The sequence below is a fragment of the Pseudomonas sp. HT11 genome, assembly GCF_044875395.1.
Lineage (GTDB): Bacteria > Pseudomonadota > Gammaproteobacteria > Pseudomonadales > Pseudomonadaceae > Aquipseudomonas.
Genome location: NZ_CP173217.1, coordinates 2,001,156 through 2,015,098 on the forward strand (window position 1 = coordinate 2,001,156; position 13,943 = coordinate 2,015,098).

Annotated in this window: 13 protein-coding genes; 5 read left to right on the top strand and 8 right to left on the bottom strand. The window is 60.5% G+C overall.

All coding sequences use genetic code 11. The features are described 5' to 3' along the window. Positions 1–199 precede the first annotated feature (199 nt). Together ABWL43_RS09160 and ABWL43_RS09165 are read left to right on the top strand one after the other, a co-directional pair. Complete coding sequence (locus ABWL43_RS09160; protein WP_404487462.1) at positions 200–454, top strand: hypothetical protein; 255 nt, start codon at positions 200–202, stop codon at positions 452–454. Positions 455–474: 20 nt separating this feature from the next. Beyond that, positions 475–1,023, top strand: a complete 549-nt coding sequence (locus ABWL43_RS09165) for a hypothetical protein (protein WP_262206878.1) — start codon at positions 475–477, stop codon at positions 1,021–1,023. A 72-nt stretch (positions 1,024–1,095) separates the two neighbouring features. On the opposite strand, the gene ABWL43_RS09170 is transcribed toward ABWL43_RS09165, so the two are convergent. From ABWL43_RS09170 to ABWL43_RS09195, 6 genes are all read right to left on the bottom strand, one after another. After that, positions 1,096–2,835, bottom strand: a complete 1,740-nt coding sequence (locus tag ABWL43_RS09170; protein WP_404487463.1) for a dipeptidase — start codon at positions 2,833–2,835, stop codon at positions 1,096–1,098. 1,006 nt (positions 2,836–3,841) lie between these two features. After that, positions 3,842–5,059, bottom strand: coding sequence for a phospholipase D-like domain-containing protein (locus ABWL43_RS09175; protein WP_404487464.1), 1,218 nt, complete (start codon positions 5,057–5,059; stop codon positions 3,842–3,844). 54 nt (positions 5,060–5,113) lie between these two features. Further along, positions 5,114–5,761, bottom strand: a complete 648-nt coding sequence (locus ABWL43_RS09180) for a MotA/TolQ/ExbB proton channel family protein (protein ID WP_404487465.1) — start codon at positions 5,759–5,761, stop codon at positions 5,114–5,116. A 17-nt stretch (positions 5,762–5,778) separates the two neighbouring features. Then, entirely contained in the window at positions 5,779–8,064 is a 2,286-nt protein-coding gene (locus ABWL43_RS09185) for a TonB-dependent receptor (RefSeq protein ID WP_404487466.1), read from the bottom strand. A gap of 24 nt (positions 8,065–8,088) precedes the next feature. Continuing rightward, a complete protein-coding gene (locus tag ABWL43_RS09190) occupies positions 8,089–8,823 on the bottom strand; it encodes an energy transducer TonB (protein WP_119735549.1) in 735 nt (244 codons plus the stop codon). A gap of 2 nt (positions 8,824–8,825) precedes the next feature. Continuing rightward, positions 8,826–9,233, bottom strand: coding sequence for an ExbD/TolR family protein (locus tag ABWL43_RS09195; protein WP_404487467.1), 408 nt, complete (start codon positions 9,231–9,233; stop codon positions 8,826–8,828). 190 nt (positions 9,234–9,423) lie between these two features. Here ABWL43_RS09195 and ABWL43_RS09200 point away from each other — a divergent pair, with 190 nt between their 5' ends. Beyond that, complete coding sequence (locus tag ABWL43_RS09200; protein ID WP_404487468.1) at positions 9,424–9,978, top strand: GNAT family N-acetyltransferase; 555 nt, start codon at positions 9,424–9,426, stop codon at positions 9,976–9,978. Continuing rightward, positions 9,975–11,549 (top strand): alkaline phosphatase D family protein, encoded by a 1,575-nt coding sequence (locus ABWL43_RS09205; protein WP_404487469.1) that lies wholly within the window; start codon positions 9,975–9,977, stop codon positions 11,547–11,549. Before ABWL43_RS09200 ends, ABWL43_RS09205 begins: the two co-directional genes overlap by 4 nt. A 201-nt stretch (positions 11,550–11,750) precedes the next feature. On the opposite strand, the gene ABWL43_RS09210 is transcribed toward ABWL43_RS09205, so the two are convergent. Further along, on the bottom strand, positions 11,751–12,377 hold the full coding sequence (locus ABWL43_RS09210; RefSeq protein WP_404487470.1) for an alanyl-tRNA editing protein: 627 nt from the start codon (positions 12,375–12,377) through the stop codon (positions 11,751–11,753). 89 nt (positions 12,378–12,466) lie between these two features. On the opposite strand from ABWL43_RS09210, the gene ABWL43_RS09215 reads away from it, so the two are divergent. Continuing rightward, entirely contained in the window at positions 12,467–13,399 is a 933-nt protein-coding gene (locus tag ABWL43_RS09215; RefSeq protein ID WP_262206861.1) for a LysR family transcriptional regulator, read from the top strand. A 129-nt stretch (positions 13,400–13,528) separates the two neighbouring features. Here the strand turns inward: ABWL43_RS09215 and ABWL43_RS09220 are convergent, their stop codons facing one another. After that, positions 13,529–13,936, bottom strand: coding sequence for a PA2817 family protein (locus ABWL43_RS09220; protein ID WP_145166063.1), 408 nt, complete (start codon positions 13,934–13,936; stop codon positions 13,529–13,531). Positions 13,937–13,943: the final 7 nt, after the last annotated feature.

The following is a 13,943-nucleotide window of genomic DNA, read 5'->3' on the forward strand; positions in this document are numbered from 1 at the left end:
TTTTGCATGAACTTTGTGAGCGTTGTCCGCTCATACAGCCATTGGCCATCAAGGCGATTCTTGCTGCTCAAGTGCCGTTCTGGTGCTTGATGCGCGGCAGGAAAATTTCACAAAGACGCGAAATGGAAGTGTTTTTCCGGCCAAGGGAGTCTCTGGCTCGTTTTGGCACGTTGTACTCAATACGATAGGGACATCACCTGTGAAAAATGCCATCTGCGCCACCTTGGCGCTGTTACTAAGCGGCTGTCTGACCATGTCGGGTGAATACACCGTGACGGCTCAGGACGCCTCCGGCGCCCCGTTAACCAAGCTCGGCACGTTCACCGCCGAGGGCCATAACATTTACCCCATACGCAATGCGTTCTGCCTCAATGCGCCGGGGGCGACGGTGATCATTCGCGATGCCCGGACCGGCGAAGAACTGCGCAGCGAAAGCCCTTATCACTGCCGTTAGGCCTCAAAAAAAGGATTTCCATGAGAGCGTTTCTGATAGCCGGCCTGGCCGTGGCCGTGAGTGGCTGCGGCAATATTTCCAATATCCGTGCTTACAACACGCCCTATGTTGAACCCACAGCAGGGGATACCGCACGCTTGCGCGTGATCACCAATGGCATGGCGCGCGGTGTGCCGGGCCGTGATTGCATCGACTGGCGTGTGCCTGGCGCCGGGGTGATGGCCGTGTCCGAATCCGGCTTTGCGGGCCAGAATAATGGCCGCAGCCTGGGCATGCCCGAGAGCAACCGCCGGGTGGAGGCGCAAGGCTCGGCGCGTAGCGAACTGAAGGTGCCGGCGAACAAGCCTTTTGCCATGAACTTCCAGAGTGAGGGCTATGTGTCTGGCGGCAATGCCTATAGCTGCAGGCAGAGCTTTCACTTCACCCCCAAGGCCGGGCAAGATTACGAACTGATCCTGCTGGACGGTGGCCAGTGCCTGATTGCGTTGCAGCGCCTGAACCCGACGGGCAAACCGGAGAACGTGCCGGTGGAGAAGGCCAAGCTGTGCAATGCGATGGATATGTTTTAGGCCGCAAGCCAGGCCTGTTTAACCACAACGCCGATCAATCTTGATCGGCGTTGTGGTGTTTACCTTGGCTTATCAGAGCTTCGGCAGTTGCCCTACACGGCCCATCATTTCCGTGACGATCTGCAGGTCCAGCAAGAACTGCTCGACGGTCTTGAACTCACCATCGGTGTGCCCGGTGTACTTCACGTCCGGCTTCGCCAGGCCGAATTGCACGCCATTGGGCAGTTCGTGTACAGAGGTAGCGCCGGCCGACGTGCCGAACGTGTGCTCCATGCCGAGGTTTTCGCTGGCCACGGCCAGCAGGGCTTTGACCCACTCACCTTCAGGGTTGCGGTACATCGGCTCGGCCACCGAGTAGGTGACGTTCATCGCCACGTTGGTGTGCTTGTCCCAGGCGCTGATTTTCTCTTCGATTTCTGTCTTGAGCACCTCCGGCGATTTGCCTTTGGGGATGCGCAGGTTCACCGCCAGCTTGAAGGCTTTGTCATCCTGGCCGACAAACGTCAGCGAGGTGGTCAGTGGCCCCATGAACGCATCGGAGAAGCCCACACCCAACTTGCCGCCCAGGTAATCCAGGCCCCAGTTGTCAGCCGCATAGTGTGCAGCGTCGGTGATGTGGTTGTGCTTCAGCGCGATCTTGCCGTCAATGCTGTGGATCAGCTCCAGCATGCGTGCGACCGGGTTGACGCCCGCTTCCGGCTCGGAGGAGTGCGCCGACACACCGGTGAGCGTCAACTTGACCTCTTTGCCGACCACCTTGGCCGTTACGTCGAAATTGCCGCCATTTTGCTTGACGTAGTCAGCACCGGCTTTTTGCAGGCTGGCGGCCAGTTCAGCAGGCTTGTCGCTGAGCAGGGTGGCGACCGAGGCCGACGGAATCTGGTTGGTGGCCATGCCGCCGGTCATCGAGATAATTTCCGCGCCTTTGCCAGTGCCTTTGCGCACCGGGAAGCTCGCCATGACGGTGCCGTTGCCTTTCTCGGCAATCACGACCGGGTAGCCGCCATCCAGCGCCAGGTTGTATTGCGGCACCGGGTTGTGTTCGAAGTAATAGGGGATCGCGTCGCCCATGGTTTCTTCAGTGGTGTCCACCAACAGCTTGAAGTTGCGCGCCAGCGGCAGCTTCTCTTCCTTGATCACCTTCATGGCGTACAGGGCGACCACGATGCCGTTTTTGTCATCCTCGGTGCCGCGGCCATACATGCGATCGCCAATCAGCGTGACCTTGAACGGGTCGAGCTTGGTACCGTCCTTGAGCACCCAGTTTTCCGGGGTTACTGGCACCACGTCGGCGTGGGCGTGAATGCCGACGACTTCATCGCCGCTGCCTTCCAGCGAAATTTCGTACACGCGGTTGTCGATGTTGCGGAAGTTCAGGTTGAAGGCTTTGGCCAGGCTCTGGATCTTGTCGGCGATCTTGAGGAATTCCGGGTTTTTGTACTGCGGCAGGCCGTCGACATTGAAGGTCGGAATTTCCACCAGCTCGCGCAGGGTTTCGAGCGCGGCTTTGCCGTATTTAACGCGGGTGTAAATACCCAGCAGGCGGTTGATTTCGTTCTGCTGGTCGGCGGTCAGGGTTTTGTTGGCCAGGAAGGCGTCGATGGCCGGGCCGACGTCATCGGTTTTCGCCAGGTCGCTCTTGGCCAGGGTGCCGAGGAAACCACGGAAATCGGTGGCTGGGGTTTCGCTGAAATGTTTGATAATGGTCGCGCTTTGTTCGGCGCTGATGTTGGCGAATGCGGGTGTGGCAATGGCCGAGAAGCTGGCCGCGAACAGGGTGGCAGCCACCAGTTTTTTCAGTGGGAAGTGCATGACTAGAGGCATTCCTTTGCAAAAGAGGAGTGGGAAAATTTCTGATCGAAATGTCAGAAACAATTTCACACACTACCATCACCAAGGAGTGGTAGGGGAGACCCGGATGAGGGAAATGTCCTACCTCGGTAGTTGAGCCACCAAGCATCAAATGTGGGAGCGGGCTTGCCCGCGAAGGCGGTGTGTCTGCCAGCGCCTACGTTGACTGACACGCCGCTATCGCGGGCAAGCCCGCTCCCACATTGTTCTTTTTGCGTAGGGAGAACCGAGTTCAGCTTACGGCTTGCCAGGATGCGGGTCCGGGTACTGCGCCGCTACGTCCAGTGGCTTGGCATACGGCCCATCCCACAATTGCCAATGCATCACCACTTCCAAGTTTGAGCCACCAAAAATCAAATGTGGGAGCGGGCTTGCCCGCGAAGGCGGTGTGTCTGCCAGCGCCTGCTTTAACTGACACTCAGCTATCGCGGGCAAGCCCGCTCCCACATTGTTTTTTTGCGCAGGAAGAACCGAGTTCAGCTCAAGGCTTGCCAGGATGCGGGTCCGGGTACTGCGCTGCTACCTCCAGTGCCTTGGCATACGGCCCATCCCACAATTGCGCATGCATCACCACTTCCAATTTGAACCACCAAAATTCAAATGTGGGAGCGGGCTTGCCCGCGAAGGCGGTGTGTCTGCCAGCGCCTGCGTTAACTGACACGCCGCTATCGCGGGCAAGCCCGCTCCCACATTGTTTTTTTGCGTAGGAAAAACCGAGTTCAGCTTACGGCTTGCCAGGATGCGGGTCCGGGTACTGCGCCGCTACGTCCAGTGCCTTGGCATACGGGCCATCCCACAATTGCCCATGCATCAACACTTCCAATTTGAACCACCAAAATTCAAATGTGGGAGCGGGCTTGCCCGCGAAGGCGGTGTGTCAGCCAGCGCCTACGTTAACTGACACTCAGCTATCGCGGGCAAGCCGGCTCCCACATTGTTTTTTTGCGCAGGAAAAACCGAGTTCAGCTCAAGGCTTGCCAGGATGCGGGTCCGGGTACTGCGCCGCTATATCCAGTGCCTTGGCATACGGGCCATCCCACAATTGCGCATGCAGCTCGCCCACCCGCTTGGCCATCGACGCGTCATGCATCACCACTTCCAGGTTGCGCGAGTTATCCAGATACCCGCCCAGCCAGTTGCTGGTGCCGACCCATGCTACTTGCCCGTCAATTTCCATGGTCTTGCTGTGGATCACTCGCGCGTAAGGGATAAACCCTTGCTTGGCCTGCGGCAGGGTGACGATTTTGACCTCAACGTTGGGCAGCACGGCCAGGCTTTTGAGGTAGGGCAGTTCCAGCGAGTCGGTGTTCCAGTTGGACACCATCAGCTTGATCGACACCCCACGCGCGGCGGCGGTGCGCACGGCGTTGTCGATCACCGCGTAGTAGGGGCGGGTTCGGTCCGGCCCGTAGGACAGCGGCGCGTAGTCGAGCAGTTGCACGCGCACCTCTTTTTTGGCCTCGCTCAACAGGCGCGGCAGTTCCAGCTGTGAATCGCCTACGCCGGGCGGGTTGTAGCGTTGCGGGCTGGCCACCAGATAGTTGCCGGTGCGTGCCGGCTCCTTGCCCGCAGCCGGCAGCGGCACGGCTTGCTTATCTGCAAGCGCGGCCTGGGCCTGCCAGTCCTGATTGAAGATCGCCTGCACCTGGCTGACCACGGTGGCATCACTGATGCGCAAACCGGTCTCGTGGATATGTTCCAGCGAACGCCAGTCGAAATTCTGGCTGCCGATGAACGCCTGCTTGCCGTCCACCACCATGTACTTGGCGTGGATAATCCCGCCGCTCAGTTGCCCGTACGAGAGCACGCGAAAGGTTAGGTTGGGAATTGCGCGCAAGCGCTCCAGGGTAGAAGCCTCCGACAGCCGAAGGCCTTTTTCCTCAAGCAAAAAGCGAATCTTCACACCACGTTTACCAGCGGCTTCCAGGTGCTCAATCACCTTGTCCATCACCGAGCCGGGATGGTCGGCGGCGTAGAACTGGCCGATATCAATGCTGTTTTTTGCGCCATCAAACAACGCGATCCACACCGGCCCCGGCTGGCGCAAATCGGCCGTGCCCAGCGTGGTATCCACCGGCACGGTGTGCACCAGTTCAAAGCCTGGAATTGAAAAGTCCGCCTGGGCCAGCGGACTGAGGAGCAAGCCAGTGAGGCCTGCGATACGCAACTTCATCGATAGGGACATACACGTCTCACCGGACAAAAAGAATGGCGGGCGCATTGCGCGCCCGCCCAATGGTCACGCCGTGCGGCTGTGCAGTGGCGTGGGCACCAGGTGCGGCACTTCATTGTGTACGCGGGCACCGGTGGCGGCGCGGATCAGCAGGATTTTCAGCTGGTCGTTGATGCGCTCCAGGCTGTCCTGGAAGAAGTTGTGGAACACCACGCAGAACAGCGCGATGGCGATACCCAAGCCGGTGGCGAACAACGCCGTCCCGATGCCACCGGAGATCTGGCCTGGGTCGGATACGCCGGCACTGGCCAGCGCCTTGAAGGTGTCGATGATGCCCAGGATGGTGCCCAACAGGCCGAGCAGCGGCGCGGCGGTGGTGATGGTCTCGATGATCCACAGGCTGCGCGACAGCGGCGCGCGGGTCTTCAGGTACTGGGTTTCGATTTCGTCGTCCAGGTCCTTGCGCGAACCCTGAGAAGCCTTTTGCGCCAGCACCGACAGCACCATGTTCAGTGGCAGGCTGTCGCGACGGGTCAGGCTTTGCGGCAAGTCGCGCTCGCTGTGCACATTGGCGCCCAGCACCTCGGTCAAGGCCCGCGCCTGGCGGCGCACGTAGGCGAAGTAAATGCCGCGTTCGATGGTGATGAAAATCGCAATCGCCATGGCGGCGTACATCACATAAAAGGTGATGTCGTGAAGCAGGTTCATGTCCATGATCTATAGCCTCGCAGTTAGAAATTCGCTTCCAGGGAAACAGTGACGGTACGGTCCAGGCCAACGATGTAGGCCGGGTCGCCATCGCGGAAACCGCTGTAGCTCGCCGCGTTGGTTTTGGTGGTGTACACGCCGTCCAGGTACTTCTTGTCGAACAGGTTGTCGACGTTCAGGCGCAGGGTCGCGTCCTTGACGACTTTCTTGTCCACGGGCAGGTAGATACCGGCGCCGAGGTTGAAAATGGTGCGCGCAGAGATGGCTTCGTCGTTGGTCAGGTCGCCATAAAGTTTGCTGGTGAACTTGCCGCCGAAGGTGCCGTAGAAGCGCCCGTCGTCATAGCCGACGTTGGCCGCCAGCATGTTGGTCGGCACGTTGGCGAACTGCTTGCCGCTGGTGGGCAGCACAATCGGTCTGCCGGCGCTGAAGACGGTCAGGTCGTCCTGCTGCTTGGAGCTGGTGTAGGTGTAGGAGGTGTAGTAATTGAAGTTGTGCGCCAGCTTGCCGCTCCACTCCAATTCCAGGCCTTTGTTGATCACGGTGCCGGCGTTGATGTCGGCCGAGTCACCGTTGCTGTCCAGGGACGTGAGCTGGCGGTTCTTGAACTGCATGTAGAACAAGGTGGCGGCGAGGGTCATGTCTTCGCCGGTGTAGCGCCAGCCCAGTTCCTGGTTCCAGCTCAGTTCCGGCTTGGAGTCCAGCGAGCCGACGCCTTTGTCGTACAGCACGTAGTTCTGCGGAACGCGCATGTTGCGCGACAGGCTGTAGAACAACTGATCACGCTCGTCGAGCTGGTATTTCAGGCCGGCATTGGGCAGCAACTTGTTGTAGGTCTGGTCAGCTTTGCCCGGTTGCTCGGTGAGGCTGCCGTGGTTGGTGCCTTCACGCTCGACGTTCATGTAGGCAAGGCCGGCGATCAGGGTCCAGTCCGAATTGATGTACCAGGTGTCCTGGGCCCAGACTTTTTGCGCCGGCGTCACGGTGTAGCGGTCGCGGCCCTGTACGGTATTGCCGTTGGCATCGACCACCGAGTCGCCATCCGGCCAGGTGTCGCTCGGCTTGCCGCTGTTTTTGAGGGCAATGAACGGCTGGGTCTGGCTTTGGCGCGCGCGTTCGTACCAGTAGCCGAATTGCAGGCTGTGATCACCCAGGTCCCAGTTGAGTTTGGTGGTGATGCCAGGGCGCCAGGTCTGTGTGCGCGAAGGGCGGTAGTAGACGCCCGTGGTGGACGAACCGTCGGCGTTGTACTGGGCCTGCGTTGGCAGGTTGCCGAGGTCGAAAACGCCGCCCTTGTTCGAGCCGCTGTTGAGCGCATAAGCGGAGGAGCCCACGCCGCTGCCGTTGCCGTAGTAGTAATACGGGATCACCGACAGCGCCAGGTTGTCGCTCAGCTTGTACTGGGTGTTGAGCACGGCGGTAAAGGTCTGGAACGGGTTCTGCGCCAGGTCGTAGTAGCTGCTGATCTTGCCGTTGGCGCCCAGCGCCGGCTTGGCCGGGTACGGGTCATATTTGCGGCCGAACTGCTGGAACTGCGCCTTGGTCAGCTGGCTGTAACTGTTGTTGTCCTGCTCGTGGTACTTGAGGATCAGGTTGGCGGTGTTGCCGTTGCCGGCGTCGAAAAAGCTGTTCCACTCCACCTTGTCCGCACGCACCGCGCCCGAGCCACGCCACATCTGGCCTTCGGTGTGCGAGGCCGATAGCCAGTTGCTCAGGCCGTTGACTTCGCCGGTGTTGAGGCGCGCAAAGGTCTTGCGCGTGGCATTGCTGCCCACCACTTGTTTGACGAACGCACCGGTTTCCTTGGTCGGGCGGATGGTCACAATGCCGATGTTGCCGCCGCTGGAACCGATATGCGGGCCATCCGCTTCCGACGAGCCCTGGGTGACGAAGATCTGGTCGATGTTTTCCGGATCGCCCAGCAGGTTGGAATACAGCGCGTAGTTGCCGGAGTCGTTGATCGGCATGCCGTCGACCGACATGCCGACCTGGTCGGAGTTCATGCCGCGCATGGTGAAGCGAAAGCCCGACAGACCGGTGTTGTCCTCGCTGGAAATGTTCAGGCCCGGCGTGTACTTGAGCTTGTCGATGGCGTTGCCGGTGGCGGTTTGCTTGTCCAGCGCTTCCTTGGTGATGGTCGAGCGGCCCTTGGCGCTCTCTTCCTGGACCATGTAACCGCCCCCCGCGGTTGCCTTGCCCCCCTGTATTCCAATCGTGCCGACGTCACTGTCATTGGTATCGGCCATGACCACTGCGTGGCTCATGCTAGTCGCGGCAACGAGTGCCAGATGAATACGGGTGAACCTCATCACTGTCGTCCTGGTGTCGGGTGCTTATTGCACGCTGTAGTTGAAGGTGGCGGTGAAGCGTTGCTCGTTACGTCCACCGAAGGCTTGTTCGGGGAACGGCTTGACCTGCTTGATGCGACGCAGGCTATTGGTAGCGGCTCGGTTGAGCAGCATGCTCGGCGCCGGGGTCTGGATCCCGGCATCGAGCACGCGGCCTTGTCGGTCCACCATCAACCAGACCACCACCTCGCCACTGGGGCGTTCGAGAGATGCCTGGCGCCCGGTGGGGTATTGCTTGTACGTGTCCAGCTCGTTGCGCAGGCCTTTGAGGTAGCCGCCTTCCAGTGCCTGGCCATCTACTTTGGGTGGCGCCGGCGGGGCAGGTGGCGCAGGTGTCGGCGCAACGGCGGCCTGTACCGGCTTGGCGGCGACCGGCGCCACTGGCGCTGGCGTTGGCGTCGGTTTGGCGGCGACCACCGGCTTGGGTTTGGGCACCGGCTTGGGTTTGGGTTCAGGTTTTGGCAAGGGTTTGGGCGGTGGTGGCGGCGGGGCCGGTTCGGCCTCTTCATCCTCAATCACCGGCGGCGGTGGCTCCTGCTCCACCACGGGCTCGGGCACCACTTCGGGCTCGGGCTCGACCAGGGCAAGTTCAACCGCCGACTCGTCGTACTGCGGCTGGATTTTCAGGGGTTGGGACTGGATACCCAGTGCAATCAGCACCAGGGCGATCAGGGCCGGGACACTGCCCAGCAGCCGACGCGCACGAAACAGGGCATACATGATCAGGACTTACGCGTGGCGACGGACACGGAGGTAAAGCCACCCAGGCGCAGGGTGTCCATGACTTCCACCAGGCGCGCAACTTCCACGCCTTTGTCGCTGTTGACGATGATGGTCGACTTGGTATCCGGCTTTTCAGCGGCTTTCAGCGCAGGGACCAGGGCATCGACTGTGAGGTCCTTGCCGTCGAGTTGCAGCTGGCCTTGCAGGCCGAGGGTGAGGATGAATTTGTTCTGCGGCTTGAGTTGCTGCGAGCTGCTGGCGCTGGGCAGTTGAGTCTTCATGCCAAGTGCCGGAATCACGTTCAAACTCACCAGTACGAAAAACACCAGGAGGAACATCATCACGTCGATCATCGGGATCAGCTCGATGTGCGCCTTGCGTTTCTTGGGTTCATCCCAGGTTCTCATTCTGTTGCCCCGTCATTGAATTAGGGGCGACACGCTAACAACCAAAAATGACCGAATGGTTAACTTTAATTGACGTTTTGAAGGCTCTAGGACGAGTCTTTCAGGCGTTTTGCCTTGCAGTTTCATGACGTAATGAAACTGACACGAAGGGCGTACATTCTGAAAGAATTTACCTCGAGGGCTGCCCCGTATGCCGACTGCACTGCCTCAAATATCCACACCACGACTTCTATTGCAGGCGCTGGAAATGAGCCAGGCCGAGATACTTTTCAGCCTCGTCAACGAGCCCACCATTGCCGACAACACCGCGAATATTCCGTCGCCCTACACCTTGGAAGTCGCGCAGACGTTTATCGCGCAGATGCAGGAAAAATACCGTGCGGGCGGACTGCTGGGCCTGGGCATGCACCTGCGCGAAACCGGTGAATTGATCGGCATGGTCAGCCTGCGGATCAACGCCCGTCATCACTATGGTCACCTTGGCTACTGGGTGGCGGCCCATCGTCGCAACGCGGGCTACGCCGCAGAAGCGGCGCGTGCAGTGATGGACTTCGGCTTCACCGAACTGCGGTTGCAGCGCGTCGGCAGCCAGTGTTTTGGTCGCAACCAGGAATCGGCGCGGGTCATGCAGAAAATCGGCTTGCGCTACGAGGGCTGCATGCGCGAAGCGTTTCTTAAGAATGGCGTGTATGAGGACTTGCTGGGATTCGCCACCGTGCGTGACGACTGGGAGCGAGCGTTGTGAGTGGCGCAGTGGATCATGATCGGCGCCGGCTGCTTGCCGGGCTGGCGGTTGCCACCGCGTTTTCGATCTTAAGCCCGTTTGCGCGCAGCGCCGGTGTGGATTACCCGTTCACCCTCGGCGTGGCCTCCGGCGACCCGTTGCCGGATGGCTTTGTGATCTGGACGCGCTTGGCGCCGCTGTTCAATGCTGCGGACGGGCGCGGCGGGTTGAGCCGCGCCGTGCCGGTGCGTTGGCGCGTGGCCAGTGATGCGGCGATGACGCGTATCGTCAAGCAAGGCGATGTCATGGCAACTGAGCGGTTTGCCCATTCGGTGCATGTCGAGGTTGCCGGGTTGGAAGCGGGCAGGCCGTACTGGTATCAGTTCGACGGCCTCGGCGCACAGAGCCCGGTGGGCCAGGCACGTACCGCGCCGCCGCTGCACGCCATGGCGGCGGCCACCGTGGGGTTTGTCTCCTGCTCGCACTGGGAGCGTGGCTACTTCAGTGCCTACCGTCACCTGGCGGCGGAGCAACCCGATCTGGTGTTTTTTCTCGGCGATTACATCTACGACAGCTCGTACGCAGCGGACTCAGGCAAGATCATCCGCCCGCACGGCAGCGGCAATGCCGTGAGCCTGAGTGACTACCGCAACCGCTACGCGCTGTATAAAACCGACCCGGACCTGCAGGCTTTGCACGCGGCAGCACCCAGCGTGGCCACGTGGGATGACCATGAGGTGCAGAATGACTACGCCAACCGCTGGTCCCAGGACCCGAAGATTCCGGTTGAGCAGTTTTTAAGGCAACGGGCGGTTGCGTACCAGGCGTTTTACGAACATATGCCACTGCGTGTCAGCAGTGGGCCGAAAGGGCCGGACATGCGCATTTACCGGCGCCTCGATTATGGTCGGCTGGCGCGTTTTCATGTGCTTGATGGCCGCCAATACCGCTCCGAGCAGCCGTGTATTCAGGCTAACGGCAGTCACCAGGGGCATATCGCCGCCAACACCTGCAAGGACCTGCGCGACCCCGGCCGCACGATGCTTGGCTGGCAACAGGAAGCCTGGCTCGACCAGGGTTTTGCCCAGTCGAAAGCGCAGTGGAATGTGATCGCTCAGGATCTGCTGGTGGCGCCGTTGATCCAGCGTGACCTGACCAGCCATCAGGTCGGGCATTGGACCGATGGCTGGGACGGCTACATGGCCAACCGCTCACGCATGCTGGCGTCCATCACGCGCAATCAGGTCAAGAACCCGGTGTTCTGGGGCGGTGATATCCATTCGTTCTGGACCACCGACCTGCATGCCGATGGCAACAATCCGGACTCGCCAATCGTTGCCACCGAGTTCGTTGGCAGCTCGGTCACCTCCGATGGCCCGCCCTTTGAAGCCTTCAGCCAGATCTTGCCGCTCAATCCTCATGTGAAGTTCTTCGACAGTCGCCAGCGTGGGTACGTGTCGGTGAAGCTTGAGGCGTCGAAGATGCTGACGAACTTCCGGGTGATCACTGACCCACGTGACCCGGCGGCGACGGTGTCGACGCTCAAGTCATTTGTGGTGGAGCCGGGGAGGGCGGGGGCGATTGCGGTTTGATGCACAGTGGGGTGCGTGCAGGTTGGGTGTGGCGAGCGGGCTTGCTGTGGCGAGCGGGCTTGCCCCGCGTTGGGCTGCGAAGCAGCCCCCAAAACCTGACAATTACCTCTTTCTGAAAAAATGCGATGACTGTATTGGGGCCGCCTCGCGCCCCAACGCGGGGCAAGCCCGCTCGCCACAAGCGGCCCTGTCGCTGGAATTTTAGTCGAGGCTGTAACGCACCGACAGCGCGCCCTTTTTCTCCGACAGGGCCAGGATCGTGACCTGGCCCAGTTCGCTCAAGGCTTGCACATGGGTGCCGCCACACGCATAAGCGGGTAATTTGCCGAAGCCGACTTTGCGGGTGCCATCTTCCAGCGTCATCTGGCGCGCGTGGTCCTCGGCGATCCATTGGTTGATCTGCGTTTGAATCGCCTCGGCATCGATGGCTTGCGCCGCTTGCCCACGGATAAAGGTGATTTTGCATTCGCCCGGCCAGTGATGGGCTTTGATCGGCATCCAGCCCAAGCTTTCCCCGGCATTGCCGATCAGATGCCCGGCCGAATGCAGGCGCGTGTACAGGGCGCGGCGCTGTTTATCGACCCGTGCGGTGATCGGGCCGGGCGCAACAGGGCGGTCAACATAGTGCACGACGCGATCAGCCTCCTGGGTGACGCGCACCACCTGGCTGTCGCCGAGCCAACCGGTGTCGAACGGTTGCCCGCCGCCCTGCGGATGGAAGAGGGTTGACTGCAGCGTGACGGCAAACTGGTCCTCGTGCGGCGTACAGGCCAGCACTTCAAGCTCGGCGGTCAGGTGGTCATGGGTAAAAAACAGGCGCTCGGTCATCATCTACATCCGCATCAGGGTTCTACGGGCAGTATAAATAGTGCGTAGATAGGTGATAATCTGTTCAATTATCAATGGACCTGTGCGTCATGAGCATCAATCTTCCTCTGCCCCTGCTGGGTGAAATGGCGATTTTCGTCAAAGTCGTGGAAACCGGCAGCTTCTCTGAAGCCGCGCGGCAACTGAGCGTTTCACCCTCGGCGGTGAGCCGCAGTATTTCGCGTCTCGAACAGGCCCTGGCCACGCGGTTGCTGCAACGCACTACGCGCAAATTGCGCCTGAGCGAGGGGGGCGAAGAGGTGTTCAAGCGTTGCCAGGAAATGGTCAACGCGGCGCGTTCGGTGATGGAAATCAGCGGCCAGTTTACCCATGAAGCCGAAGGGCTGGTGCGGGTCAGCGTGCCCAAGGCGGTCGGGCGATTCGTCGTGCATCCGCACATGCCGGAGTTCTTGCGCCGCTATCCCAAAGTGGATGTGCAGTTGATTCTTGAGGACCGGCATGTGGACCTGATCGATGACAATGTCGACCTGAGTATCCGCATCACCGACAGCCCACCGCCCGGGTTGGTCGGCCGACAATTGTTGCCCATCGAACATTTGCTGTGCGCGACGCCGCAGTACCTGGCCGAGCACGGCACGCCGGGCCATCCGCATGATTTGCTCGAACACAGTTGCATTTACCTGGGCGAGACCCCGGGCGATTCGCGCTGGAAATTCCGCCAGGGCGGCAAAGCGGTGACGGTTGGCGTGCGCGGACGGTATGCGGCGAATCACACCGGGGTCCGGCTGGATGCGGTGTTGCAGCATGTGGGCATTGGCAGCTTGCCGTACTTCACTGCGCGGCATGCGTTGGAGGAGGGGCGTTTGGTGCAGGTGCTGCCGGCGTGGGATTTTATTGCCTCTTATCATGGCGAGGCGTGGTTGCTGCATTCGCCGACGCGGTATCTGCCGCCGAAGTTGCGGGTGTTTATCGATTATCTGGTCGAGTGCATGGCACGCGAACCGACACTGCGTCGAAGGTAGGGAACGCGGTTAAAAGGTGGGAGCGGGCTTGCTCGCGAATGCGGTGGGTCAGTCGCCAAACATGTTGACTGATCCGCCGTATTCGCGAGCAAGCCCGCTCCCACATTTAGTTCGGTTGTGGCCTGCAGATCAGTGCTTGCTCTGGTCGTGCGGCATGGCCAGCAGCTGCTTTTCCTGGTTCCAGTCGAACGGTTCGTCGTTCTGTTCGGCCTCGAAGCGACGCTCTTCCAGGGCCTGGTACAGGTCCAGTTCTTCATCCGGCATGAAATGCAGGCAATCACCGCCAAAAAACCACAGCAGGTCGCGTGGCACCAGGTGGGCGATCTGCGGGTAGCGCAGGATGACTTGGCTCATCAGGTCCTGGCCCAGGTACTGGCTCTCGATCGGGTCGATCGGCAGCAGGGCGCGCAATTCGTCGAAGCGCTCCAGAAACAGGGTGTGGCTTTCCTCGGGCACCTGTTCGGCTTCGCCGACGGCAACCAGGATGCTGCGCAAGTGGTCGAGCAAGACGAGATGATCGGCAACGACGTTGGACACGAGATAA

Bases quoted from the DNA above. Each gene is read 5' to 3' on its own strand.
- ABWL43_RS09180 (WP_404487465.1), bottom strand. From the start codon at position 5,761: ATGGACATGAACCTGCTTCACGACATCACCTTTTATGTGATGTACGCC.
- ABWL43_RS09170 (WP_404487463.1), bottom strand. From the start codon at position 2,835: ATGCACTTCCCACTGAAAAAACTGGTGGCTGCCACCCTGTTCGCGGCC.
- ABWL43_RS09190 (WP_119735549.1), bottom strand. From the start codon at position 8,823: ATGTATGCCCTGTTTCGTGCGCGTCGGCTGCTGGGCAGTGTCCCGGCC.
- ABWL43_RS09165 (WP_262206878.1), top strand. From the start codon at position 475: ATGAGAGCGTTTCTGATAGCCGGCCTGGCCGTGGCCGTGAGTGGCTGC.
- ABWL43_RS09210 (WP_404487470.1), bottom strand. From the start codon at position 12,377: ATGACCGAGCGCCTGTTTTTTACCCATGACCACCTGACCGCCGAGCTT.
- ABWL43_RS09175 (WP_404487464.1), bottom strand. From the start codon at position 5,059: ATGTCCCTATCGATGAAGTTGCGTATCGCAGGCCTCACTGGCTTGCTC.
- ABWL43_RS09200 (WP_404487468.1), top strand. From the start codon at position 9,424: ATGCCGACTGCACTGCCTCAAATATCCACACCACGACTTCTATTGCAG.
- ABWL43_RS09195 (WP_404487467.1), bottom strand. From the start codon at position 9,233: ATGAGAACCTGGGATGAACCCAAGAAACGCAAGGCGCACATCGAGCTG.
- ABWL43_RS09185 (WP_404487466.1), bottom strand. From the start codon at position 8,064: ATGAGGTTCACCCGTATTCATCTGGCACTCGTTGCCGCGACTAGCATG.
- ABWL43_RS09215 (WP_262206861.1), top strand. From the start codon at position 12,467: ATGAGCATCAATCTTCCTCTGCCCCTGCTGGGTGAAATGGCGATTTTC.